We start from the raw sequence: 22,089 nt of genomic DNA on the forward strand, positions 1-22,089 counted from the left end.
CATTGATACGAAATGGAAATTTTGACTTTGTTAACTTGATGAACAAATATAAATTTACGCGCGCTTCACGATAGGCTCCATGAAACCCTTGTGGCTCACGGCTTTGCTTGCTACTGAGTGGTTTGTATTTGCGACGGAACGGTATCCGCCGCAAAGGAAGGTCGTCAGATCAGTTCCTGGCTCTGCAAAAAGCGGGGCTGTTGATCAAGGATGGGGGCCTCCTTGATTTCTTTTTTCGGATCGTCCGCCTTGAGTTCCTGGAAACGACGGGCGCTGACAAGCACACGGCTCTCCACGGTTCCCACCAGGCGATTATAGGCCTGCATGGACGCACCCAGGCTGCGGCCCATATCGGTCAGATGACCGCTCAGATCGCTGATGCGCTGATACAGTTCCTTACCCAGGCGACTGATGTCCTGAGCATTTCGGGCGATATCCTCCTGACGCCAGGAGTGGGCCGCGGTCCGCAGAAGAGCGATCAGCGTGGTCGGCGTGGCAATCAAAACGCGATGATCCGCGCCCACTTCGATGAGCGAGGGATCAGCCTGCAGCGCGGCGCTGAAGAAGGCTTCACCGGGCAGAAAGAGCAGGACGAACTCCGGTGAGTTATCGAGCTGCTCCCAGTAGGATTTCTGACCCAAAAGCTGCACCTGCTTTTTCACCTGGGCGGCATGCTGCTTGTAATACTCACGCCGCTTGTCATCATCGGCGCAATCGACAGCCTCCAGATAGGACTGCAGGGGAACTTTCGCATCTATGATGATCGAGCGCTTGCCGGGCAGGCGAATGACCATATCCGGTCGCAGTTTGCCATCGCCGCTGATATTCGCCTGCTCTTCAAAATCGCAGTAAGGCAGCATACCGGCCAGCTCCACCACGCGGCGCAGCTGAAGCTCACCCCAGCGTCCGCGCGTCGTCGGCGAACGCAGAGCCGTCGCAAGGTTCGAGGCCTCCAGCTGCAGCTTTTGCTGCGTTTCGAGCAGCAGCGTGATCTGATCCTGCAGTCCGTGGTAGGCTCCCACGCGCTGTTTTTCCAGATCCTGAATGCGCTCTTCCACTTTACCCAGGGATTTGTGAATGGGTTCGATCAGCTGATCCACCGCCTGGCGGCGCAGATCGAGTTCACCGGTGGCCTTGGTTTCATGCTGCCTGAAGACGCTGTGGGCGAGCTGCAAAAAAGATTCGGAGCTTTGCCGCAGGGCATCGGCGGATAAAACCTGGAAAGACTGGCTCAAACGCTGCTCGGCTTCCTGCAGCGTTTTCAGGCGCTCTTCATAGGATGATTTCTGATACTGGAGTTCCGCCTCCTGCCGGGTGCAGCGCAGGCTGAAGTCCTGCAGTTTGCCCTGGGCGTCTTTTAAAAGGCTGGCCGTTTCCAGAAAGCGGGTCCTGTGTTCCTCCGCTTCCCGGCGTGCATAATCCAGATCCTGGGCCGCGGTGCGCAGGCGCAGAGTCTGCGCCACTCCAAATGCGGCAGCGCCTGCCGCCGCAATCAGGGACAGTATAAGCGAAACATCCATGTTGTCGTCTCAGATGGGAAGGGATCGCGAATCCGGACGCCCTACGCATTCATAATGAAATCCGCGACTGATGAGATCGTATGATTCGTACTGGTTGCGCAGATCAAAGACTGCGCGGCTGGCCATCAGCTGGCCCACCTTGTCCCAGTTCGGTCTTTTATATTCGCTCCATTCGGTCACCAAAGCCAGGGCATCGGCGCCGCGCAGGGCATCATAGGCGCTCTCTGCATAGGTCAGGCGCTCATGCTCACCAAATTCCTTGGCAAAGTTCGACTGCCCCTGGGGATCGTGGCCCACAACAAAGGCGCCCGCATCCAAAAGGCGTTTGATCAGGACCGTGGCCGGTGATTCCCGCACATCATCGGTGCCTGGTTTGAAGCTCAGGCCCCAGATCGCCACGCGGCGGCCGGCGAGATCGCGGAAGTGATGGGCGATTTTTTGGAAGACGAGATTCTTCTGACGTTCGTTGGCTTCGGTCACAGCGTTCAGAACTTTCATTTCCACGCCGTTGGCCGCCGAAGTTTTCAGAAGAGCCGAAACGTCCTTCGGAAAGCACGATCCACCGTAACCAGGACCGGCATAAAGGAATTTGCGGCCGATGCGTGCATCCGCGCCGATGCCGAGGCGAACCTTATCAATGTTCGCACCCAGGCGCTCGCAGAGCAGGGCCATTTCATTCATGAAGCTGATCCGCGTGGCCAGCATCGCATTCGCACCATATTTGGTCAGCTCGCTGGAGCGGCGATCCATAAGAAGGAGCTTGCCCTGATCATCGAGGATGAAGGGACGATAAAGATCGCGGAATGAAGTTTCCGCCGTGTAATCGTTAAGGCCGACGACCACGCGATCGGGCTTCATGAAGTCGGCGATCGCATCGCCTTCTTTCAGGAATTCGGGATTGGAAGCCACCACGACCTGATGCTTCGCCTGGCGCTTGTCGAGTTCGCGATCGATGATTTCCTCGACGATATCGCAGGTGCCGACGGGAACGGTCGATTTCACGACGACGACCATGTCCTTGCTGATCAGCCGACCCAGGGATTCGGCCACGGCCTTCACATATTTCAAATCCGCGGAGCCGTCTTCACCTTCCGGCGTTCCCACCGCGATGAATACCATTTCGGCCTGAGCCAAAGGTCCGGCAAGGTCCGTCGTGAACTGCAGGCGATCATGCTCCACGTTCCGGCGAATGATGTTTTCCAGTCCGGGTTCGAAAATAGGACATACGCCGTCCTTCAGAAGGCGGATCTTTTGCTCGCTCAAATCAACGCAAGTCACATCGTGACCAACTTCTGCCAGACAGGTTCCCGTCACCAAACCGACATAGCCTGTTCCGACCATCACCACGCGCATGGGCTACCTCAACTCAATAAAATATCCAATCTTCCTTAATTACTAGACGCATTTCACCAAGGCAAGGCCGACTTGCATATCCCGCCAAGGCTGCCTCTAACCCCCCGACTTTACACCAGCGGTCTGAGGAGAAAGGGGCGCCGGATTGCGCCCTTATCCCCATCCGTGTTATCCTCGAAGCAAGACCGCAACCTTGTGCAATGACGCCTAACCATCGAGTGTTCCACTACAATGGCAGACGATAAAACCATAATTGCTGACCCCGGATCGAGCATCTTCAATCCACCCAAGAAGTCGGCTGCCTGTCTTGTCCAATACAGCGGCACCAACCTGGGGAAACGCTACGTTCTTGACCAGAAGGAAATGGTGGTTGGCCGGGCGCCAACGGTCGAGATCGTGGTCAACGAGCAAAGCGTGTCGCGCAGCCATGCCCAGTGCCTGCAGCAGGGCGACGAGATTTACGTCGCGGACCTCGGCAGCTCCAACGGCACCTATGTCAATGACAAGAAAATCAGCACCCGCCAGGTGCTGCGGGACGGCGACATCATCCGTCTTGGCAATATCGTTTTCAAGTTCTTTGCCCAGGGCAATATTGAAAACGTTTTCCACGATAAGATCTATCGGATGGCCACCATTGATGTGGGCACCAACATCTTCAATAAGAAATACCTGGTCGAGGCGCTGGAAACCGAGGTTAAGTTCTCCCGCGCTTACGGCCGCCCGCTTTCCATTATTTATTTTGACCTCGACTTCTTCAAGAAGGTCAATGACACCTATGGTCACGGCGTGGGCGACGGCATCCTGCGCGACTCGGCGACGCTGGTAAAATCCATCGTCCGCAAAGAGGACATCTTCTGTCGGTACGGCGGCGAGGAGTTTGTGATCCTACTGCCCGCGACCGATGCGAAGACGGCCTATGAACTGGCGGAACGGATACGGACCACCTTCGAAAGCCACAAGTTCGATATCCAGGGTCATCAGATCAAGCAAACGCTGTCGATTGGCGTTTCCCAGCTGAATCCCAAGATGACCACGCCTGAATCGCTACTTGAGGACGCGGATAAAAAGTTGTACCAATCCAAGACAGGTGGCCGCAACCGGGTGACCATCTGATCTTAAAAAGGATGCTGACGTGCCAACACGCGGACTCGTACCTCTCTTCTTTTTGCTGACGGCCTGCCTCAGTTCACCTGAACCGGAAGTCAGCTACCCCCTGGAAGCGCGCGAGGATAAGCCTTATTTCAAGGTCTATGAGGACTCCTCGGTTCAGTACGACGTCATTCATAATTTTGAAACCAAATTCAAAGCCCACATCACCCGCGTGACGCCGGCTTTTCAAGACGCGCTGACCCAGCGCTACGCTCGCATCTGGAACGAGCCGCAGCCTTTGATGCAGGAAGCTTCCCAGAAAACGGCTTTTTTTGTCACGATCTATACCGCCAACAGCGAGCTGCAGAACGTGGCCGATACCGACGTCTGGAATATTCAGCTGCTGGTGTCCGGGCAAACCCTGAAGCCTTCCGCGATCAAAAAGCTGAAGCCCAAGGAACGCTGGCAACCCTTCTTTCCCGAGATCAATCTCTGGAGTCTTGAATTTCTGATCCTCTTCGATCGCCAGCCGGACAATGGCACCGATCCGATGGAACTCGTCATGAGTTCGCCGGATGGTTCTGTGCGGGCGAAGTGGTGACAAGCACTCGCCTTTTCATCGAAACTCCTCAAAACCGATCAAAACCCTTATAGGCCAAGGATTTGACAGCACTCGCCCCTCCCTTGATACAATAGACTTGTGAGCAAGTCAGCATCAGGGGAATAAGGAGGCGCCCATGTCACGTTATGATCGCCGGGATATTGTGATGGAACTCATCGAACTGTCACGGGATGTGAAAGCGGAGATCATGCAGCAGCTGAATTACTACCGGGCCAGCGTCTACAAAAGTGAAACCGCAGCGGTCGTGGAAGGCAAGATCGAGCAGCTCCAGCTTGTGGCCGATCTCATTGGTGATGACGAGCTTTCCGATGCCTTCCGCGACTACGAAGCCATGAAAAAAGGCGGCCTTGAGATGGCGCCTCCGGGCGAGTGCCTGCTCAGCCTGCGCACGATGAATCTGATGACGGCGACCGATCGCATCTTTGCAGATCTCATCAATCGGCATCCCGCAAACACTCCGCAGGATGCCCTGCAATTTTCGCGGAATATTCAGAAGCATCGCCGCCAACTTTTATCTTTGTGCCGACAGGGTTCGCGTCAGTGGGCGTTTTTTAGTACACTCTAGGTTCCACTCGTTCTGAGCGTGAACCAACGAGGCAAATCCCTTGACCAAGTATATTCTCGTCCCCATCCTGGCGGCTCTATGCCCCTTGGCTCTGCCGATGGGGCGCAATTTTGAATATGAATATGCGACTCTGAATGCTTACGCCTGCCTTTTGCTGATACCCATCAGCGCGTGGCTCTATCCGACTTTTTTACCTATAAGAAAACGTCTCCTTTTCATGCTGCTCGGCATCCTCGGCAACCTGATCCCGGCGCTTGTTGTCTTCAGTTGGAAGATCTGCCCCTGCGCCAGCGGAGAATTCCGCACCTTCTGGTGGCTGCAGACCCTTCCCCATCTCTGTCTCGGCTTCGCGGTGGCCACCTGGATCGAGCACGCGCGTCGTCAGGGTTTTTCCCGGATGCGATTGGCTTTGATCTGTGGCTTTGTCCTCTCCATCAGCTGCCTCGCCCTCGCCGCTCAGATCTGGTGGGAACCCCAGAAACGCGCGACGCATATTTTCGCCGGTTTTCTGCACGGCGCGATTTATGACAGCTGGATTCCACTCGATGCTGGCGTGGCCTGGATGCGCATGAGTCACATCTGTCTCGCGCTGGCTCTTTTCACGGGGGTGATCCTGGATCGCCACCGCCAGCGCTGGCCCGCTGTGATCCTCTGCTTCATGTCCTGGTTCATTTGCCATTGGCAGGCCCGGCAAAGCCCGAGTCAATCGCATGGACTGGCGGCTTTGATTGAAAGCATGCCGGATACAAGGCTCGGTCCTGGCTTTACGCTGCATTACCTGAATCGGCCCTTGGATGGGGAATTCCAACGCCGGCTGGAAAACATCTACCAGTCCGCGCGTTTTCACAGTCAGGATCTGATGCGGCTGCTGGCTGTACCGAACCCTGATGTTCATATCTTCGTCTATCCCAATCGAGAGGCCAAAAAACTCTGGTTCGGTGGCGACGGGACGGACATTACCGATGTCGTGACGCCCTCGATCCACATCACGCTGGAAGGCTGGCCGCATCCCACGCTGAGGCATGAACTGGTGCATGCGATCGCCTCGCGCTTTGCCTATCACGGCATCGGCTTTCATCCGAACATGGCCTTCACGGAAGGTCTGGCGACGGCTCTCGCGCCGCGTGATGATGATATGAGTCTTCATGAAGGGGCCGCGGACATCATTGAAAATCGCCGCGTGGCCCAGATCGAACAGCTTTTTTCCCCGCTCTTCTGGAGTGAATCGGGTAGCCGGGCCTATACCGTGGCGGGTTCTCTGATTCTTTATCTTCTGGAGCAGGGCGGCCTGGATAAGGTGAAGGCGCTCTATGCAGGATCGAGCTGGGAGGACGCCTTCGGTCAACCCGCGGAGCAGGTGATCGGCGCCTGGCAGGGTTATCTGAAAAAGCACTATACAAGGCAGGGACCGGCGTTGCAGGCGGAAGCGCTTTATCGTTATCCTGGCATTCTGCGCGATGCCTGCCCCCACAGCAAGGCGATGCTTGCGAAGAATGAAGGTTTTCTTTTGAAGCAGAGACAGCCGGGCGGATGGAAGCCGATGCAGGATTACTGGCCCTGGCGCGTGCAGCTGGATCAGGATCCGGGGGCCCGCATTCTGGTTCTGCAGCAGCGTTTCCGGGCTCTGGCCCAGGGTGGCGAAGATTTTGATTTTGATCGCGATCTGAAGGCGCTTAATCCCAAACCACCGAAGATCATGGAAAATGTCGAGGCCTTCATCCTGGCCACGGATCGGCGCATTCAGCTGGGTGATCTGAAGACGGCCGAGCACGAGCTGAAAGAATACATAAGGCTTGTGCAGGATCTTTATATCGGAGACGGCACGCTGCGGCAGCTTTGGGTGCGCTGGCTCCTGCTCCGCGATGTGCCGGAGACCCGCAATCAACCCTGGCTGCGTCTGCTCGGGGGCATTGAACGGCAACTGCCGGATGACCTGGACCCGGATGCGACCTGGATTGAAACCTATCTCTTTTTGCGCAATAAGCCTTCGTCCACGATCGGCATAAAGGTTTTGGATCGGATCGCGCGCACGCCTTTGCCCGCGGAATTGCCTGAAACGTTTCGCCTGGAATGGTGGAAGTTCTTGGGAGAAGCCTATCTGCAGAAAGGGGATATGATGGCCGCGATCGCGATGTATAGTCACGCGGTAAAGATCGCCCCGGAAGGCAGTCACGCCAGCCTTAAGCTTTTGGTGCAGGAGCTGGAATATAGAAAAATGCCTCAGGCGACGACGCACTGAGGCTTTTCGGTTTGGTTCACTCGTTCGTCGGTCTCATACCGCGAATGTTCGAAGCGTCGGCATTGTAGGTGCGGGGCAGGTTCTTGGCCTGACGGATCAGGTAGGCCTGCTGATTGCGCAGATACTGCACGATTTTCTGGTTCTGGGGATCAACCTTCAGCTTGTCTATGTTCTGCTGAATGTCGTTGATCTTCTCAACATCGTTCTCTTTCGTATAAATTTCGTCGAGGATCCCGTTGAACTTGTTCTTCTCTTCCTCGTTCAGTCCCGTGGTGTTGGCGTAACGATGGTACTTGTTTACGGTCATGGGTTCCGTGTCAATGACCACGGTGCCGTCATCCTTCTTCTCTGTCACGACACCCGGATTGGTGTAGATCCCCGCTTTCGGAATAAGATCACCGATATGTGGCATGAACTTCCCCTTTCCAAACCTTAGAGTTTCGATTCGTCGATCTTAAAAATCCTCGGGCTGATGCCTTCGGAATTCATGATGTGAGCCATTTCCCCTTCCAAATAGCGGGTGAGAACCTGCTTTTTGGGGTCGCTGCGCAGCTGTTCGACCACGCCCTGAAGCAGGGCGACCCGTTCTTTCGGGTCCTTGTTTTCCCGGACTTCGGTAATGATCTTGTCGAACTCGCCACGTTCCTGGGGACTCAAGCCATTGATATAGCCAATGTTCCTGGCCCTATCAAAGTTGGGGCCTTCCTTTTCCACGATCAGCTGTTCCGTCTTCTGATCACGGGCAAGAATAACGCCGGGATAACCGTCCCGGTTGAAATAGCTGTCGCCCACTTTGAATCCCATGGATCCTCCTGATAGAGGGGCCTATCGAAAGAATACAAGTTTTTTTAGGGGACCTCAACGAAGCGAAATGATTCATTTTTTCCCAGCTTTCCTGGGTAGAAACTGCCTATAATTTTGGCTAATGCTGTTTAAGAAAAGCTGACAAAGCTCCGATAGAGAAGAGAATCCAGGAGGTTGTTGGTATGCTGTTCAATAGGGTGAGGTCATGGGACAGGTTATCGAGTTAGCAAAATTTCGTTCAGTGAAAAAGCGGTCCTACTTAAAAAAGTACGAGTCGCACATTCACAAATTCGTCAATCATTTCATTCATCGCAACATCCGTTGCAGCTTCGAATCCATCAGCCAGCATTACATCGCGACCAAGCAGGCGGAGCAGGCCACGGCCTGGGATTACTACGATCTGCGGGATAGCCTGAAAGATGCGATCCATGAAGTCTTCGGTGATCAGATCTGGCTGGAATGCAATCAGTTCTACTGGTTCGATTCCCGCTATATCAGCAAGGAAGACCTCGTTGAAAGTTGCATCAGCCAGATGATCCTGGGTGCGGACGTGTCCGTTCAGAAACGCTGACGCTTACTGGCAAACGCCTTCCAGCGACGCGAACTGATTCAGCTCCCGATACGATTCGATTCTTTGCCCACCGAATTTCTTATCGCTGTACTTAAAAAAGTAACGTGATTCCGAGGGAATGCCGGCATTTTCATAGGCCTGGGCATCAGTATCGGTATTGCCGAAGGCATAGGCGATCTCAAATCCCTTATCCACCAAACGATTCAAAGCCTCGGATTTATAGGCCACGGCCTTGCCTCCGGTCAGACCCACCAGCGAGGCGAGGCTGGTTTCAATGCGGCCTTGGGGGAAGGAGCGCTCGGCGACGAATTCCCGGGTTCTTTGCACGGAGAGTTCGGGGCGCGCGGTCAGGTAAACCGGACGGTAACCCTTGGTGACGAGGCCTTTCAAAGCTTCTGCAGCGCCGTCGTTGGCATCCGGCGTGGAGCCGCTGATGGTCGAACCGAGTTCCGCGAGTTCCGAGGTGGTCAGCGTTCCATCAACGTCGCTGACAAAGAGCGGAACGCCTTCTGGCACGACTTCGATAAAGAGTTCGGCGGCGCTGTGGTCACCCGCAACGACAAGGCGCACGCGATGGCGGCCGACGCCGAGCTGCTTGTCAGCAGGAATCGGGAAATAGAGGCGTCCGCCATCATCAGGGATGCCCTCGATGGTATCACCGCCGCCGTTTGTCGTAACAGCGGTACCGAGTTTTTCCCAGCTGTCCCCGCAGCCGCGCAGAAGATAGATGTCGACCTCTTCGCCTTTCAGATCTTTGCGGGCGAGAAGATTTCCGTAATTGAATTTACCGATGATCCATTGCTCCTCACCCACTTTGAAGTATTGGTCATGACCGCGATGCCACGCGTTACCACTTGGTTTTTTGCTGGACCAAGGGCGTAATGCTCCGGGATCAGGAGCTTTGGCATCGCAGGCTGGAATCGGCGCGCAGTTGTAGGTGACGGCGTTTTCATCCTGGAGCTGACTGGAGTCCGAGGGTTGACAGGCGCTGATCAGGGCGGTGAGACCGAGGGCACAGATCATGGAATGGGCGTGAATTCGCATGAATACTCCTTTGTTCGAACCAGTTGTACTGCTTGAAGTTGGAGTACCATAACGCAGAAGACGGAGAATAAAGAAGGGGAAAAGGCTGAAGAAAAATCAACGTCTTGATTTGGCGCTTGGAGGTGATTTGGCGCTTGGAGGTGATTTGGCGCTTGGAGGTGATTTGACGCTCGGAGATGACTTGATGCTCGGAGATGATGGGACGGGAAAAGCAAGGGACCCCAAGGATCCCCCAGAGGAAGATCAGGCCGGGTCGATGGCAGCAGCCACGGAAACCTGGGTCGGCTGGCGCGGAGACACGACGCCTTCGGGCTGGACACTGACAACGAGACCTTCGGCAATTTCACGCAGAGCTGTGACAGCTTCTTTGTTCTTGGTTTTGACCAAAGGAGTTTTGCCTTCCATCAGCTGACGGGTCCGGTGCGAAGCAACGGCGACCAGCGCAAAGCGATTCTCGATATATTGGAGGCAGTCTTCTATGGAAACGCGGGCCATGTACCACTCCTTGGAAATAAAGAAAGGACGAAAGGCTATTATAAACAATCGGCTGAGTCAATCAAGTTGTGTCTGCCGTTTCTGCAAGTTTTTTGAGCACAAATAGGTCAAAAATGCCCAGATTCGCGCATATGCGGCCTCTTTGGTATAATAAAGCGAGACAGGAAAACGTACCATCGAAAGAGGCTTGATGAAAGCACTGATCCAGACCGCTGGTCTTATGACCACCCTCTGGGGGATCCATATCCCTTTGGCGGGGCTTGGTCCGTCGTCTGTGGTCTGGGCCGCCCCGGTGAAAACTCCAGCCAAGAACGCGGTTCTGCAGAAACTCTTCCGCCGCGGCATGGACGCTTACGAATCCAAGTCCTACGAAGATGCCGTCGATCTCTTTTCACAGCTCCTGCAAAAGCAGCCCGATTATATCCCGGCGAAAATCCAGCTTGCGCGCGCACTCTATCAGCTCAAGCGTTTTCCTGAATCGTATAGACTCTTCCAGCAGGTCGAGGATATCAGCATCCTGGAACCGGATCCCAGCTATGAATATGGCCAGGCCGCATTCCGCGCTGATGATTTCACCAATGCCCTGAAAGCCTTTCGCAATGTCCCCAATGGGCATCCGTTCTTCGATTTGGCAGGATACTATGGTGGCATCGCCGCTTTCAAACAGGGCGAATATCAGCTTTCGCTCGATCTTTTCGAGCAGGCCGTCGTGCTCCCCTCCAAACTCTTGAAGTCGCAAAAGCTTTATCAAAAAGAAGCCGAGCGCCTATTGATCCAGCAGCAGAAGCAGGAGCTGCAAAATTCCGTGCCCCCTGGCGCGCGCCCTAACGGGTCCACGGGTGAACCACAGGAACCGCCGAAACCCTTCCGTTACCTCGCCGCTCAGCGGCAGGTGCAGCTCGTCCCGCGCGTCACCATGCAATCGCGTCAGACGGCGGACAACCGCACGACCGATCACGATATCATGGGCGGCACCTTTGAACTCAACATGGGAATCGAACGCAACGGAGCGGTGCATAAGGCTCCGCATTGGATTTTTCAGGCCGATATCTGGGCGCTGGGAATTGAAGGCGGAACCAACGAGGTCCTGGCCCTGCCCACGGCGCGAACCGAACAGGAACGCTTTCTTCTGCAGAAATCGAAGCCACGCTCCCTTTATGGTTTTGGAGCCGAGGCCGCGGTGGAATGGTCGATCGCAACCGGCACGAGTTTGGGCCTGAACGTGGGAGGCCGCGGCCTTGTGCCCGGTGGCTCCGACAATCCTCAGGGCGCGAGCATTCCGCAGCTCGGCATTTTCCTTGCGCAGAAGAACAATAACCTTGAGACAGTCCTGAAGACTGATTTTTACGGCTATCTCTATGATGGGGATTTTCTCTTCTCCAACGCGCGCCAGCTCGGGCGGGTCGAATATGTAGCGATGAATCGCATTCGCTTCGGACTCCAGGGTGAACTTTCCGAATATGCCTACAATGTGGATCGCGTGAACGGACCCGACTGGCAGGGGCGCATCCTCTCCGAAATCGGTTACGGTCAGGATACGGGCTTCCGCGCCGCGATCGGGGCTTTCTTTGAAATCACGGAAGGCCAAAGGTTTCACGACATCGGTGACGTCTCCGTGATCGAATTCGATCACAATACCTTCGGGGCGCGCGCACGTGCGGACGTCACCGTGGTGAAGGCCATAGATCTGGGGCTTGAAGCCTGGGTGATGGATCGCAGCATGACCGGACTGAGTCCCAGCAACGACGATACCCGTGCTGCCCAGCGTGCGATCTTTCCCACCGTGATTTCCAACATCACGTTCCATATCAATATCCACACAGGTTTCTAAAATAAAAGGAGGTCGACCATGGATCGTCAATGGGTCAAGATCCTTGCCCAAGCGAGCCTTGAGGATGGCGCTTGGAAACTCGGCAATCCTGCGGCCGCGCATGAACACAGTCGCGCGACGCTGCAAAAAACCGTCACGCTGCTCTTTCAAAACACCAAGGAAGCCGTGGCGATTTTCAATGACAACAGCCGGAAGGATAAAAAATTAAGCCTCTTTCCCGTCTATGCCAAAGGCCGGGAAACCATGGCCGGCTTCGTTCTGGTCCTGGGGCGCCTGCAGCTGCAGCTCATGCAAACTGACCTGAGTCTTGAGATCCATCTGTCGCGGCTGCAGGGTTTTCATCAGAGCAACGAACTCCTTCATCGCTTCGATCCCCACTGCGACCCTTTCGGCGGAATCTCCTGGATCATGGATCAAAAATCTATTATGACTGATGAAATGATTGTGAAACAGCTTCTCCACGACCTTTGCCGGGAAGCCTACATCAGCGAGTGGTAATCCATGCAGATCCAGTTCTCCGATAACGATCCCCAGGCCATCGTAAAAAAATTGGAAGAGGCCATGGGTGGCCGCGCCCTTGCCAAGATGGTCAATTTCGATATGAGTGGCAATGAACTGATCGTCACTATTTCCAAGCTGGGCACCTCGACCCTTCATTTCAAATGCGACCAGACCCCTAAAGGTTGCCATTTCGCCCTAAGCAAGGAAAAGATCGCTCTGGCTCATCGGCCGCTCAAGGGTGAAGTGACGGAAAAAATCGTGAAAGTTATCCAGAAGGCCGGTGGCCACGTCAGTGGAAGCTGAGCCGTGATCTGGAGCAGCCAGGCCGCTCGCGAGATTGATCAGCTCACGACGACGCTCTACGGTGTGCCCTCTCTGGACCTTATGGAAGCCGCCGGTCTAGGTGTCGCGCGCCTCGCGATGGAAATATGGAAACCCGGCCTCAGCGTACTCGTGGTGGCCGGGGCTGGGAATAACGGTGGGGACGCATTGGTGGCCGCCCGTTATCTCGCGGAAGCTGGTTTTGCGCCCCAGGTTTTCAGTGTCATGGCCGAAGGCGCCACGGAATCACCCGATCGCAAAACGCAGCGCTTGCGCTATGAAGCTTCGGGAAACGTCTGTCATCCCTATCGCAACGCTCAGGATTTTTCCTCTTTCGATTCCCATACGATGATTATGGATGGTCTGCTCGGCCTGGGTCCGAAAGAACCGCTGCGTCCGGGTTTGATTCGGCAGTGCCTGAAGGATTTGGCGGCTTTGAACGCCGAACGCGTGCTCGCCGTGGATCTGCCGTCGGGACTTTTAGCGGACAGCTGGCAGCCGGATGAAGTTTATCTGCGCGCCACGCATACGATCACCTTCGGTGCTGCCAAACCTTTGCATCGAATGGAGCCGGCGCGTTCGGCCTCGGGTGACCTGCGGGTTTATCCTTTGCCCTTTCACCCCGAAGCCATCGCCAGCAGCCTGCAAAAGCAGGGTTTTCTGCTGGAAGAGGACAGGCACGTGCTGCCCTCGCATTCACCGTGGCACGCGCTGCCTGCGGATGCCCATAAGTTTACGCGTGGTCACATGCTGGTGATCGGCGGCAGTCGCGGCAAACTCGGTGCCCCGCTTTTGGCCGCGGAAGCAGCCATGCGGGCCGGAGCCGGCTGGGTCAGCGTCGCTCTTCTTGATGATCATGATCGACCTGCCTTGCCGCGATTTTTAACCTATGAAGACTTTGGAGCAGATCCCGGGAGACTGATCCCCTTTATCCGCGAGCGGCGCGTCAAGGCCCTTGTGATCGGTCCTGGGACCATGCAGAATCCTTTGACTGCTGAACTTCTGAAAGCGCTTCAGAACGAGCAGAAAACTCTGGGCCTTTTTCTCGTCTTCGATGCCGGGGCTTTGAAAAACTGGAGTGAACGGGCCGCGGGACTTCGCTTCGATCCGAGTCGCACGCTGCTGACTCCGCATCCTGGTGAATGGCGCGCGATCGACAAAGCGCATAGCGACTTGAACAATTTGCAAGCGCTCGATCAGGCCTGGAAATTTTGTGAAATTTTTGGTGTCAGTGTCTTCTATAAAAGCGCCACGCCCTTCACCCTGTCAGCGCATCAGGGTCGGCGCCTGCTTCTGAATAGCGACGGGTCGCGGGCCCTCGGAAAAGCGGGCAGCGGTGATGTTCTGGCCGGTGTGGCTGCTGCCTTCGCTTGCGCGGAACCGAAGGCCGAGCTTGTGGGAAACGAAGCGCAAAGAGCAGTGGCGAAGGCAGCCCAAAAAGCGGTATTGCATTGGGGAATGGACGGTCTTGGTCCCGAGGATTTGATTGAGAATCTCGGTGGGGCCTATTAAGGAGTGAACGATGTATTTGATGCCAGGATCCACCCTGCTGCCCTATAAGGGCAAACTGCCCAAGCTGGGTCAGGGTGTTTTTGTTGCCAGCGGTGCGCATATTATCGGCGATACGGAGATTGGTGAACAGAGCAGCATCTGGTTTAACGTCGTGATTCGAGGGGATTGCAACTACATCCGCATCGGCAAGCGCACCAATATCCAGGACGGAACCGTTATTCACGTCACCAACACGTATTTCCCGACATTCATCGGTGATGACGTCACGGTGGGTCACGGGGCCGTGCTCCATGGCTGCCGTATCGGTAATCTCTGCTTGATCGGCATGGGCGCGACTGTCATGGACGATGTAACAATTCCCGAACGTTGCGTGGTCGCCGCCGGTTCGCTCGTTCCTCCAGGGAAAAAATACAACCCCGGAACCCTGATTAAAGGGAATCCCGCGCGCGAAGCTCGACCTTTGACCGATAAAGAACTTGCTGATCTGGAGCGTTCGGTCCAGTATTACCTCGAGTACAAGCGAGGTTATGAGCCAAATTGAGCCTTAGTCACGATCGGACTCTGTCCACCCTTCCCATTCCGCACCTGCCGATGGTCATTGAAGAGGCCTTCTCGGTGCTGTGCTGGCAGTCGGGAGCCAGAGCCGAAGACGTACACCAATGGACGATTGCGGACCTCGCGGAACGCGCCCACACCCCTATCGAAGGAGTCGTAAAAAGATTGGAACAGATAGAAGCGATGGCCAAGGATATCGAAATCAGCGCGACCTCCCTTCAGGATCTTCTGCGGAAAAACCCAGAGCGCGTTTTTCTTTTGGATGTACGGGAACCCTGGGAATTTGAAATATGCCGGCTGCCGGGATCCCATCTGATGGCCCGAATGGATCTGGCTAAAATTTTCGAGGGTTTGAAAGAGCTGACGGTTGTCACTGTCTGTCACCACGGAGTGCGTTCACTCTCGGCGGCTTTTTATCTGCAGGAAGCGGGTTTAAAGCAGGTCAAGTCCCTGAGCGGGGGCGTGGAAAGCTGGGCCACTCTCGTTGAGCCCAGCATGGTTCGCTACTGATTATTTCTTGGCACTCAGGCGATCATCAGCCTGGGTGGCTGCCGGATAATAATAATCCATCGTGGCCTTGATGTTCAGCTGGTCCGCGGTTTTCAGATGAAAACGCTCGGAGTTGGCCAGTTCGTGCAGATAGGCTTCACGCTCCGCCTGCAGCGTTCCATCCAATCCCATAAGATCCTTCATGCGAATCACAGCAAAATTCTGCCGGCAGTGAACTTCAAGTTCATGAGCCAGAGTCGAGCCGAGAAGGGCCCAGCTGGTGAAAGCCGCAGGTCCGATCGTCACATCCAGTTTGCTGCCCCAGCCGTTCAGAGTCGTGAGGCCGCGATCTTCAAGGGTCATATCCAAACGAGGTGCATTGGCATTGGCCGGCACCTTGATATCGAACAGAGTCATGGCAATGTCGATGCTCTCCTGGGTCAAGGCCGGTTTGGTCGAAGGTGGAACCACCGTGACCGCACGCAACTCCTTGGAAAAAAGCTCGCGCTGATCCATCGACTGCTTGGCAAGGAAGATACCGCCAGCAGCGGAAAATACCAGGCTCAGGGCCATGATTCGGAACATCGAGGTGGAGGCAGCTTTCAGAAACATAACAACTCCGCAACAGAAGGAGAACATCACCCTTCCCCTGTTGCAAGCCGAAGGCCAGAGGCAAGTCACCGAATAAAAAACTAAAAATTCCGAACGGCTGCCAGGAAAAAGGGGCGGCTGTCTGAAGGTCTGACACTTACTTTTAAGAAAGGAATTTCAAAGAAAAAAGCGGCGATCCGTGGACCGCCGCCCTATCACAAGGAGTATGACTCAGAGATATTCGTTACTGGCATTTGGCCCAGACGATTTCCATACGATACGGGGACTTGCTGTCGATCCGGATGCTTCCATCCTGATTCCCACCATTGAAATCCATGGACATTTTCGTATCCACGCGCAAGGTCGAATCCCCGCTGCAGCTCGACCAGGCGATGTCCTGATCCGCGACGCTGTATTCCAAACGCACGGGTTTTTCCGAGTAACGGGACTCGATCGAGCGTTCCATCAGCACAGGTTTCTTGCCCTGGACGGTGTAGGACCCCTTAAAAATAGCCTGGGAATTATTGGGAATCGTGGCGATCACGGGAGCGCCGACTTTACGAATGGCAAAGGCATAACCCCGGGTATAGGCAACCCGAATCTGCATGAGGCAGCGGGCGGCATCATTTTTCAAGTTCATGTTTTTCAGGGTCATATCGAGGGAGGCCATGGAATTTTCATTTTTCCGGCCGGCTGTGAAGGAATCGAGGCAGTCGCCGTCATCATCCTGCAGGCGTCCGCCCGCATCAAACTGAGGATTCAGCCAGGAGCTTTTTTTCACAATGCGCAGTTCACCCACAGGAACTGCAGGGTTGCAGCCTGAATTCTGGCTGACGTCACTGTTCTGGCCGACATCATCATCTTCACAGTTTTTCTGGGAATCCAAAGAGGTTTTCGAATCGGAGCTTTGATCGAGGGTCACGGCAGGAACTTTTTTCTCGTCTTTCTTCGTGCCGCAAGCAAAAGCAAAACAAGCGGGAATAAGGGCTGCAGCCATGATCGTGTGTTTCATAGAAACTCCTTGCTGGGTCAAAAATTGTCTCGATGGACGGCTTTATGACACAGCATTATCGACATGGCAACAGTTTTTTTTCTTCAATTCTTTCGCTTACTTGGGTGGACCTTCGGACAGGAGCTGGCCGCCTTGATCACCCGATCCTGGCCCCAATTCCAAAACCCAGTCCGCGGCTTGAATGACCTGTTGATCGTGCTCCACGATAACCAGAGTCGCGCCCTGAGCGACCAGCGACTGCAGCTGATCAAGGAGCAAGGCCACATCGCGGAAATGCAGTCCGGCCGTCGGCTCATCCATCAAAAGCACAGTGCCCGGCACGGTTTTTTTCGCAAGGTAAGGCACGAGCTTCAAACGCTGCGATTCTCCACCGGAAAGACTGGAACTTGGCTGACCCAGTTTCAAATATCCAAGCCCCAACTGAACAGCGGGCTGCAGACGTCTTTGAATCAGACGGTGATTCTGAAACATTTCCACCGCCTCAGCGATCGACAGTTCCAAAACTTCCGACAGATTCAGACCACCATAGCGAACTTCCAAAACCTGCGGTTTATAGCGTTTTCCACCGCAAATGGGACAGGGGACTTCCGCATCGGCGAGAAATTTCATGGTCAGCGTCAGGACTCCGCGGCCTTTGCATTCGGGACAGCGCCCCTCATCATGCGAAAGCGAAAAGGACCCGGCGTCGAGCCCCATGATCTGAGCCTCGGGAACTGTCGCAAAAAGCTGGCGCAATTCGGTGAAGATATCGAGCCAGGTGGCGGGCATGCTGACCGAGGATTTGGCTATGGGTTTCCGCGAAATCAAAGTGCACGCCGTCACAGCCTCGGCCCCTTCGATACGGCTGACGGCAATGGGTGTTTTCCGCGGACCGTCCCGCAGGATCTGCTCCAGATTTCGATACAGCGTTTTCAAAACAAGGCTGCTTTTGCCTGCACCGCTGACTCCCGTGACCACCGTCATGGCCTGCAGGGGAAAACGGGCCTTTTTGATCTTCAGATTATGCAGATTCGGTTCATGAAGTGTGATGTACTGATCAAAACTCTTCCTTTTTTTGGTCTTCGTCGCAGCCACATCCCCATGATCGGCCAGATAACGGGCCGTGAGCGATTCATTCCGGTGCTCGGCCGCATCCTTCGGCGCGAACTGGGCCAGAAGATGTCCGCCCTGGCGTCCTCCATCCGGTCCCAGGTCCACGATCCAGTCACTCGCCTGCATAATATGCGGATCATGATCGACGACCAGGACGGTGTTGCCCTGATCGCGCAGACGCTTGAGCGCGACGTTGATGCGTTCAATTTCGCTGGCGTGAAGGCCCTGGCTGGGTTCATCCAGGACATAGAGCACGCCGCGCAGCTGCTCACTCAGGATGCTGCTGAGCCGGAGTCGCTGCGCCTCGCCATTCGACAGGGACAGGATGCGGCGGCCCAGCCCAAGGTAATCCAAACCAAGATTTTTCAGCCGGTAAAGATGCTGGGCCAGTTGCTCCAGCACAAGTTTTTGCGCGGCGGTATCCGGCGGAAGGCTCCGCAGCGCGTCCGTGAAAAAATTCTCCAGCTCGGCTATTGAACTTTGATACAACCGATGGATGGAGCGACCCCGGAACAGGATGGCCTTCAGGTCGACCAGAAGACCCGTGCCCCCACAGCTGCGGCAGGGATCGGCTTCAAAAAAATCGCTGCTGGTATCCAGTTCATCCTCGTCCTTCTGCAGACCGCGACCATCGCACGCAAGACAGCGGCCGAGGGAGTTGGGCGAAAAATGCCGGGAATCGAGCTTCGGCCAGCTGAACGAACACACCGGACAACCCGCATGCAGGGAAAGATACTGCCGCGTTTTTTTATCCAGCTTGCCTTTGGCATCGGCCTGACACAGGACGGCGGTTCCTTCGCCCAAGGCCAGGGCCGTTTCCAAAGAACGCCGCAGGCGCGCCTCGCGACTGGGCTCGACTTTCGTCACATCAATGACGACATCGATATCGTGCTTTTCCTCTTTGGCCAGCACGGGAATCGGCTCAAGACTGACAAGGTCTCCGTCTATATAGGCGCGGGCATAACCCTTCTTTTGGTAGTCTTCGAGCACCTTGCGAAACTGCCCTTTTTTCTGGTCCGCGACGCAAACCAGAATCGCCACCGTCTTGCCAAAGAGCTGGGCTCTGGCATGGGCGGCCAGATCATCGACCGTGCGCGATTCGGTGGGAAGATCGTGTTTGGGACAGCGTTTCTCGGCAAAACGGGAATAGAGGATACCGAGCAGTTCACCAATATCGGTAAGGCTCGCGACCGTAGCGCGAACCGAAGGCTGCGTTTCATTCTGGGCCAGAGCGATGGCTGGGGATAAACCACTCGCGGACCGCAGGGCGGGCCGGGAGCCAAGATCCAAAAACTGCCGTGAATAGTGCGACAGCGTGTAGAAAAACCGCCGGTTGGCTTCCGCCAGGATCGTATCGAAGGCCAGGGAACTTTTCCCCGAGCCGCTGACCCCGGTGATCACCGTGATGCGGCCCCGCGGAATATTCAGGTCGATATGCTTCAGGTTGTGTTCGAAAGCCCCACGAATTTCAATAGTGCTGCGTTCCATTGCTTTTACCACCCCAGATAATGACGAGCCTGCTGCAAAGCCAAACGGAAACTGTCTGAACGCGCTTCATTCCGGCTGTAAAGTTCCGCGGCCGGACCATGATCGGGAGAAAGACGCAGATGCGCAAGTCCGCCCGTGACGTTGATCGCATCATAAAAATGCAGCGACTTCAAAGGTCCAAGGCCCTGATCGTGATACATGGCCAAAACCCCATCAAACGCCCCGGAATAAGCCCGGAAGAAAATCGTATCGGCTGGCAGGGGACCGACGATGTCAAGCCCCAAACGCTTCGCTTCGGCCACCGCAGGCGCGATGATGCGGGTATCCTCGTCCCCGAAAAGTCCGCCGTCACCACAGTGCGGATTGAGTCCCGCCACCGCGAGTCGCGGCTGGGCCAGACCAAAGATTCGCTGCAGGGAGGCATGCAAAAGTCGGGCTTTTTGCACGATCAATTCCGAGCGGATGGCGCTCGGCACATCACGCAGGGCGAGGTGATTGGTGGCCAGGGCCACCCGCAGCTTCGTGCCCGCGAGGATCATTATTCCCTGCGCGCCCCACAGATCTTCGAAGAATTCCGTCTGTCCCGGAAAGCGAAAGCCCGCCTTCGCGCAGCAGTATTTGTCGATCGGACAGGTCATCACTGCCAAGGATTTCTGATCAGGCGGCAGGGAGCGCAGGGTGGAAAGCGCGGCAAACGCCACCTGACCACGCTGCTCTTCGGTGAGTTTGCGCGGATCCACCGCCGGACAATCGGGGCTGCTGTCATAAAAATAGAGGCCAGGACCATGAACGGCCGACCACTGTTTGACTTCTTTAAAATTGATAGGAGCGGAAGTTTGCTCGCGCCACTGCGCGCGTGAACCGACGACCACCGTCGTGCGGGTGGAGTCCTCGGCCCAAAGATTTTTTTCGCGAACGAGGCACTCCACCGATACGCTCAAGGGATCGCCAAGGGTGATGATCAGCACGCTGAAGTCCTCCATTCCCGTAGTGTATAGCGGGGCTCAGGCACGAGCGGCACGCCTGGCTTGATTCGGGTCAGACCCGTGCCGACCAGCAGCGCATCCATCCCATAATTGTTGGCGCCGAGTATATCCGTTTCCAATTGATCACCGATCATGAGCAGATTCTTATGGCCGGCTCTGCGCTCAGCCTCGGCAAAAATCGGTGCAAAAGGCTTGCCGAGTTTAGCGAAAGGCGGCGCATCTTTTCCCAGACGGAGCTTCAGACCGGCCTCCAAAAGTAGCGCCAGCGATCCGGCGGTGAAGCCGTACACACCCTCCGCCTTCGGAAAAATCAGATCCGGATTGGTCAGAATGAGATAACAAGGCTTGCCGTCCTCGACCCGTCGGCAGACATGAGTCAGCACTGCGTCCAGCGTATCGAGCAGCGGAAACTCGGTTTGGTTGGCCACAATCACGACCGAATAGTCATGCTGATCGAGGGCGCCGCAGGGAATTCCACCGGCTTTTTGCACCAGTTCGAAGGTTGCCGGCGTGCCGAGCACGCAGGTGATCTGACCCCTTAAACCTTCCTCTTCAAAATAACGAGGGAGTAATGAACCTGAGGTAATCACCTCATCCAGGTTCACATCGAGTCCCATCTGCCTGTAAGCGGCGGTCGCCTGCTGAGGCGTACGCGAGCTGCCATTGGTCAGAATCCAGCAGGATTTGCCGCGTTTTCTGAGGTCGTGCCAGACCTGAGCGCCACCCGGAATGAGTCCGGATCCATCCAGGAGGACGCCATAGGCATCAAATAAAAATCCCTGATAGCGGTTTTCGATTTCATCCAAGGAGCTGATATCTTGCGATGCCATTTCTTTTGCCTTCGCGCTGAGCCTCGACTATGATCCCCGCGAGGTTTGGGTCCACGGAGACGGACGTTTTATGCAGGAATATGTGCTGGCCCTGGGGGCCAATCTCGGTGATCGTGAGTATTACATAGGTCAGGCCATCGAAGCTATCCGCACAAGTTGCGGCCCTATCCTGCGCCAGTCAAGGCTGCTGGAGACCGAGGCCATGGGCGCCGCTGATCGTCCCTTTTTGAACGGTGCCTTGGTCATTCAGAGCCCGCTGACACCGGCCGCGCTCCTTCAGGAACTGCTGCAGATTGAAAAGAATCTAGGGCGCACCCGGGAAACGCGCTGGGGTAACCGCACCATAGATCTGGATATTATCTTGTGGAAAGACGAACGCGGAGACTTCCCAAGCGTCAAAACCCCGACGCTGACCATCCCCCATCCCGAACTGCATAAAAGGCTTTTCGTGCTGGAACCAGCGGTGGAAGTGGCTGCTGACTGGCGGCATGAGGAAAAGCAAAGAACGCTGGCCGAACTGCTCAGGGAAAAACAAAAAAGCGGCTAAAAAGCCGCTTTTCCTTAGGACTCCTGCCGGGA

The 22,089-nt window shown here is 55.5% G+C and carries 23 protein-coding genes; 12 read left to right on the forward strand and 11 right to left on the reverse strand.

What is annotated here, in order from left to right:
- Positions 1 to 164: 164 nt before the first annotated feature.
- Entirely contained in the window at positions 165 to 1,520 is a 1,356-nt protein-coding gene (gene rmuC / locus VFO10_RS04210; RefSeq protein ID WP_325137425.1) for a DNA recombination protein RmuC, read from the reverse strand.
- Between the two features lie 9 nt (positions 1,521 to 1,529).
- Positions 1,530 to 2,873 carry a UDP-glucose/GDP-mannose dehydrogenase family protein gene (locus VFO10_RS04215; protein ID WP_325137426.1) on the reverse strand — a complete coding sequence of 448 codons (1,344 nt, stop codon included), beginning with the start codon at positions 2,871 to 2,873 and terminating at the stop codon, positions 1,530 to 1,532.
- A 231-nt stretch (positions 2,874 to 3,104) separates the two neighbouring features.
- Here VFO10_RS04215 and VFO10_RS04220 point away from each other — a divergent pair, with 231 nt between their 5' ends.
- From VFO10_RS04220 to VFO10_RS04235, 4 genes are all read left to right on the forward strand, one after another.
- Positions 3,105 to 3,986, forward strand: coding sequence for a GGDEF domain-containing protein (locus VFO10_RS04220; RefSeq protein ID WP_325137427.1), 882 nt, complete (start codon positions 3,105 to 3,107; stop codon positions 3,984 to 3,986).
- 19 nt (positions 3,987 to 4,005) lie between these two features.
- Positions 4,006 to 4,563, forward strand: a complete 558-nt coding sequence (locus VFO10_RS04225; protein ID WP_325137428.1) for a hypothetical protein — start codon at positions 4,006 to 4,008, stop codon at positions 4,561 to 4,563.
- Positions 4,564 to 4,699: 136 nt separating this feature from the next.
- Positions 4,700 to 5,149: a hypothetical protein gene (locus VFO10_RS04230; RefSeq protein WP_325137429.1), complete on the forward strand. Its 450-nt coding sequence runs from the start codon at positions 4,700 to 4,702 to the stop codon at positions 5,147 to 5,149.
- A gap of 40 nt (positions 5,150 to 5,189) precedes the next feature.
- Positions 5,190 to 7,388 carry a hypothetical protein gene (locus tag VFO10_RS04235; protein ID WP_325137430.1) on the forward strand — a complete coding sequence of 733 codons (2,199 nt, stop codon included), beginning with the start codon at positions 5,190 to 5,192 and terminating at the stop codon, positions 7,386 to 7,388.
- Between the two features lie 16 nt (positions 7,389 to 7,404).
- Here VFO10_RS04235 and VFO10_RS04240 read toward each other — a convergent pair whose 3' ends face one another.
- Positions 7,405 to 7,800 carry a hypothetical protein gene (locus VFO10_RS04240; RefSeq protein WP_325137431.1) on the reverse strand — a complete coding sequence of 132 codons (396 nt, stop codon included), beginning with the start codon at positions 7,798 to 7,800 and terminating at the stop codon, positions 7,405 to 7,407.
- A gap of 20 nt (positions 7,801 to 7,820) precedes the next feature.
- Positions 7,821 to 8,192, reverse strand: a complete 372-nt coding sequence (locus VFO10_RS04245) for a hypothetical protein (RefSeq protein WP_325137432.1) — start codon at positions 8,190 to 8,192, stop codon at positions 7,821 to 7,823.
- Between the two features lie 205 nt (positions 8,193 to 8,397).
- Here VFO10_RS04245 and VFO10_RS04250 point away from each other — a divergent pair, with 205 nt between their 5' ends.
- A complete protein-coding gene (locus VFO10_RS04250) occupies positions 8,398 to 8,763 on the forward strand; it encodes a hypothetical protein (protein WP_325137433.1) in 366 nt (121 codons plus the stop codon).
- A 3-nt stretch (positions 8,764 to 8,766) separates the two neighbouring features.
- Here the strand turns inward: VFO10_RS04250 and VFO10_RS04255 are convergent, their stop codons facing one another.
- Positions 8,767 to 9,807 (reverse strand): LNS2 domain-containing protein, encoded by a 1,041-nt coding sequence (locus tag VFO10_RS04255; RefSeq protein ID WP_325137434.1) that lies wholly within the window; start codon positions 9,805 to 9,807, stop codon positions 8,767 to 8,769.
- Positions 9,808 to 10,050: 243 nt separating this feature from the next.
- Positions 10,051 to 10,302 carry a DNA-directed RNA polymerase subunit omega gene (gene rpoZ, locus VFO10_RS04260; RefSeq protein WP_325137435.1) on the reverse strand — a complete coding sequence of 84 codons (252 nt, stop codon included), beginning with the start codon at positions 10,300 to 10,302 and terminating at the stop codon, positions 10,051 to 10,053.
- A gap of 190 nt (positions 10,303 to 10,492) precedes the next feature.
- On the opposite strand from rpoZ, the gene VFO10_RS04265 reads away from it, so the two are divergent.
- Genes VFO10_RS04265 through VFO10_RS04290 form a run of 6 tightly spaced genes read left to right on the forward strand, consistent with a single transcriptional unit; the run spans position 10,493 to position 15,532 of the window.
- Positions 10,493 to 12,133 (forward strand): tetratricopeptide repeat protein, encoded by a 1,641-nt coding sequence (locus tag VFO10_RS04265; protein WP_325137436.1) that lies wholly within the window; start codon positions 10,493 to 10,495, stop codon positions 12,131 to 12,133.
- Between the two features lie 18 nt (positions 12,134 to 12,151).
- Entirely contained in the window at positions 12,152 to 12,631 is a 480-nt protein-coding gene (locus VFO10_RS04270; RefSeq protein ID WP_325137437.1) for a hypothetical protein, read from the forward strand.
- A 3-nt stretch (positions 12,632 to 12,634) separates the two neighbouring features.
- Positions 12,635 to 12,937 (forward strand): hypothetical protein, encoded by a 303-nt coding sequence (locus VFO10_RS04275; RefSeq protein ID WP_325137438.1) that lies wholly within the window; start codon positions 12,635 to 12,637, stop codon positions 12,935 to 12,937.
- Positions 12,938 to 12,940: 3 nt separating this feature from the next.
- Positions 12,941 to 14,467 (forward strand): NAD(P)H-hydrate epimerase, encoded by a 1,527-nt coding sequence (locus tag VFO10_RS04280; RefSeq protein WP_325137439.1) that lies wholly within the window; start codon positions 12,941 to 12,943, stop codon positions 14,465 to 14,467.
- A 10-nt stretch (positions 14,468 to 14,477) separates the two neighbouring features.
- Positions 14,478 to 15,008: a gamma carbonic anhydrase family protein gene (locus VFO10_RS04285; protein ID WP_325137440.1), complete on the forward strand. Its 531-nt coding sequence runs from the start codon at positions 14,478 to 14,480 to the stop codon at positions 15,006 to 15,008.
- Positions 15,005 to 15,532, forward strand: a complete 528-nt coding sequence (locus VFO10_RS04290; protein ID WP_325137441.1) for a rhodanese-like domain-containing protein — start codon at positions 15,005 to 15,007, stop codon at positions 15,530 to 15,532. The genes VFO10_RS04285 and VFO10_RS04290 overlap by 4 nt, the downstream gene beginning before the upstream one ends.
- Here the strand turns inward: VFO10_RS04290 and VFO10_RS04295 are convergent, their stop codons facing one another.
- The 5 genes from VFO10_RS04295 to VFO10_RS04315 all read right to left on the reverse strand — a co-directional run bounded on the left by VFO10_RS04295 (position 15,533) and on the right by VFO10_RS04315 (position 21,510).
- Complete coding sequence (locus VFO10_RS04295) at positions 15,533 to 16,123, reverse strand: hypothetical protein (protein ID WP_325137442.1); 591 nt, start codon at positions 16,121 to 16,123, stop codon at positions 15,533 to 15,535.
- 223 nt (positions 16,124 to 16,346) lie between these two features.
- Complete coding sequence (locus VFO10_RS04300; RefSeq protein ID WP_325137443.1) at positions 16,347 to 17,114, reverse strand: DUF4360 domain-containing protein; 768 nt, start codon at positions 17,112 to 17,114, stop codon at positions 16,347 to 16,349.
- Positions 17,115 to 17,210: 96 nt separating this feature from the next.
- The gene (locus VFO10_RS04305; RefSeq protein ID WP_325137444.1) at positions 17,211 to 19,694 is read right to left on the reverse strand and encodes an excinuclease ABC subunit UvrA; all 2,484 of its coding nucleotides are present in this window, start codon (positions 19,692 to 19,694) and stop codon (positions 17,211 to 17,213) included.
- Positions 19,695 to 19,699: 5 nt separating this feature from the next.
- Entirely contained in the window at positions 19,700 to 20,662 is a 963-nt protein-coding gene (pdxA, locus tag VFO10_RS04310; protein ID WP_325137445.1) for a 4-hydroxythreonine-4-phosphate dehydrogenase PdxA, read from the reverse strand.
- Entirely contained in the window at positions 20,656 to 21,510 is an 855-nt protein-coding gene (locus VFO10_RS04315) for an HAD-IIA family hydrolase (protein ID WP_325137446.1), read from the reverse strand. The genes pdxA and VFO10_RS04315 overlap by 7 nt, the downstream gene beginning before the upstream one ends.
- A gap of 70 nt (positions 21,511 to 21,580) precedes the next feature.
- On the opposite strand from VFO10_RS04315, the gene folK reads away from it, so the two are divergent.
- Positions 21,581 to 22,057, forward strand: coding sequence for a 2-amino-4-hydroxy-6-hydroxymethyldihydropteridine diphosphokinase (gene folK / locus VFO10_RS04320; RefSeq protein ID WP_325137447.1), 477 nt, complete (start codon positions 21,581 to 21,583; stop codon positions 22,055 to 22,057).
- The last annotated feature ends 32 nt before the right edge of the window (positions 22,058 to 22,089 follow it).

Source organism: Oligoflexus sp. (assembly GCF_035712445.1).
Lineage (GTDB): Bacteria > Bdellovibrionota_B > Oligoflexia > Oligoflexales > Oligoflexaceae > Oligoflexus.

Excerpts from the sequence above, each read along its gene's own strand:
- VFO10_RS04230 (WP_325137429.1), top strand. The coding sequence starts at position 4,700 with ATGTCACGTTATGATCGCCGGGATATTGTGATGGAACTCATCGAACTG.
- rpoZ (WP_325137435.1), bottom strand. The coding sequence starts at position 10,302 with ATGGCCCGCGTTTCCATAGAAGACTGCCTCCAATATATCGAGAATCGC.
- VFO10_RS04270 (WP_325137437.1), top strand. The coding sequence starts at position 12,152 with ATGGATCGTCAATGGGTCAAGATCCTTGCCCAAGCGAGCCTTGAGGAT.
- VFO10_RS04255 (WP_325137434.1), bottom strand. The coding sequence starts at position 9,807 with ATGCGAATTCACGCCCATTCCATGATCTGTGCCCTCGGTCTCACCGCC.
- VFO10_RS04240 (WP_325137431.1), bottom strand. The coding sequence starts at position 7,800 with ATGCCACATATCGGTGATCTTATTCCGAAAGCGGGGATCTACACCAAT.
- VFO10_RS04315 (WP_325137446.1), bottom strand. The coding sequence starts at position 21,510 with ATGGCATCGCAAGATATCAGCTCCTTGGATGAAATCGAAAACCGCTAT.
- VFO10_RS04265 (WP_325137436.1), top strand. The coding sequence starts at position 10,493 with ATGAAAGCACTGATCCAGACCGCTGGTCTTATGACCACCCTCTGGGGG.
- rmuC (WP_325137425.1), bottom strand. The coding sequence starts at position 1,520 with ATGGATGTTTCGCTTATACTGTCCCTGATTGCGGCGGCAGGCGCTGCC.
- VFO10_RS04215 (WP_325137426.1), bottom strand. The coding sequence starts at position 2,873 with ATGCGCGTGGTGATGGTCGGAACAGGCTATGTCGGTTTGGTGACGGGA.
- VFO10_RS04250 (WP_325137433.1), top strand. The coding sequence starts at position 8,398 with ATGGGACAGGTTATCGAGTTAGCAAAATTTCGTTCAGTGAAAAAGCGG.
- VFO10_RS04295 (WP_325137442.1), bottom strand. The coding sequence starts at position 16,123 with ATGTTTCTGAAAGCTGCCTCCACCTCGATGTTCCGAATCATGGCCCTG.
- VFO10_RS04245 (WP_325137432.1), bottom strand. The coding sequence starts at position 8,192 with ATGGGATTCAAAGTGGGCGACAGCTATTTCAACCGGGACGGTTATCCC.
- VFO10_RS04275 (WP_325137438.1), top strand. The coding sequence starts at position 12,635 with ATGCAGATCCAGTTCTCCGATAACGATCCCCAGGCCATCGTAAAAAAA.
- VFO10_RS04305 (WP_325137444.1), bottom strand. The coding sequence starts at position 19,694 with ATGGAACGCAGCACTATTGAAATTCGTGGGGCTTTCGAACACAACCTG.
- VFO10_RS04285 (WP_325137440.1), top strand. The coding sequence starts at position 14,478 with ATGTATTTGATGCCAGGATCCACCCTGCTGCCCTATAAGGGCAAACTG.
- VFO10_RS04300 (WP_325137443.1), bottom strand. The coding sequence starts at position 17,114 with ATGAAACACACGATCATGGCTGCAGCCCTTATTCCCGCTTGTTTTGCT.
- folK (WP_325137447.1), top strand. The coding sequence starts at position 21,581 with ATGCAGGAATATGTGCTGGCCCTGGGGGCCAATCTCGGTGATCGTGAG.
- VFO10_RS04220 (WP_325137427.1), top strand. The coding sequence starts at position 3,105 with ATGGCAGACGATAAAACCATAATTGCTGACCCCGGATCGAGCATCTTC.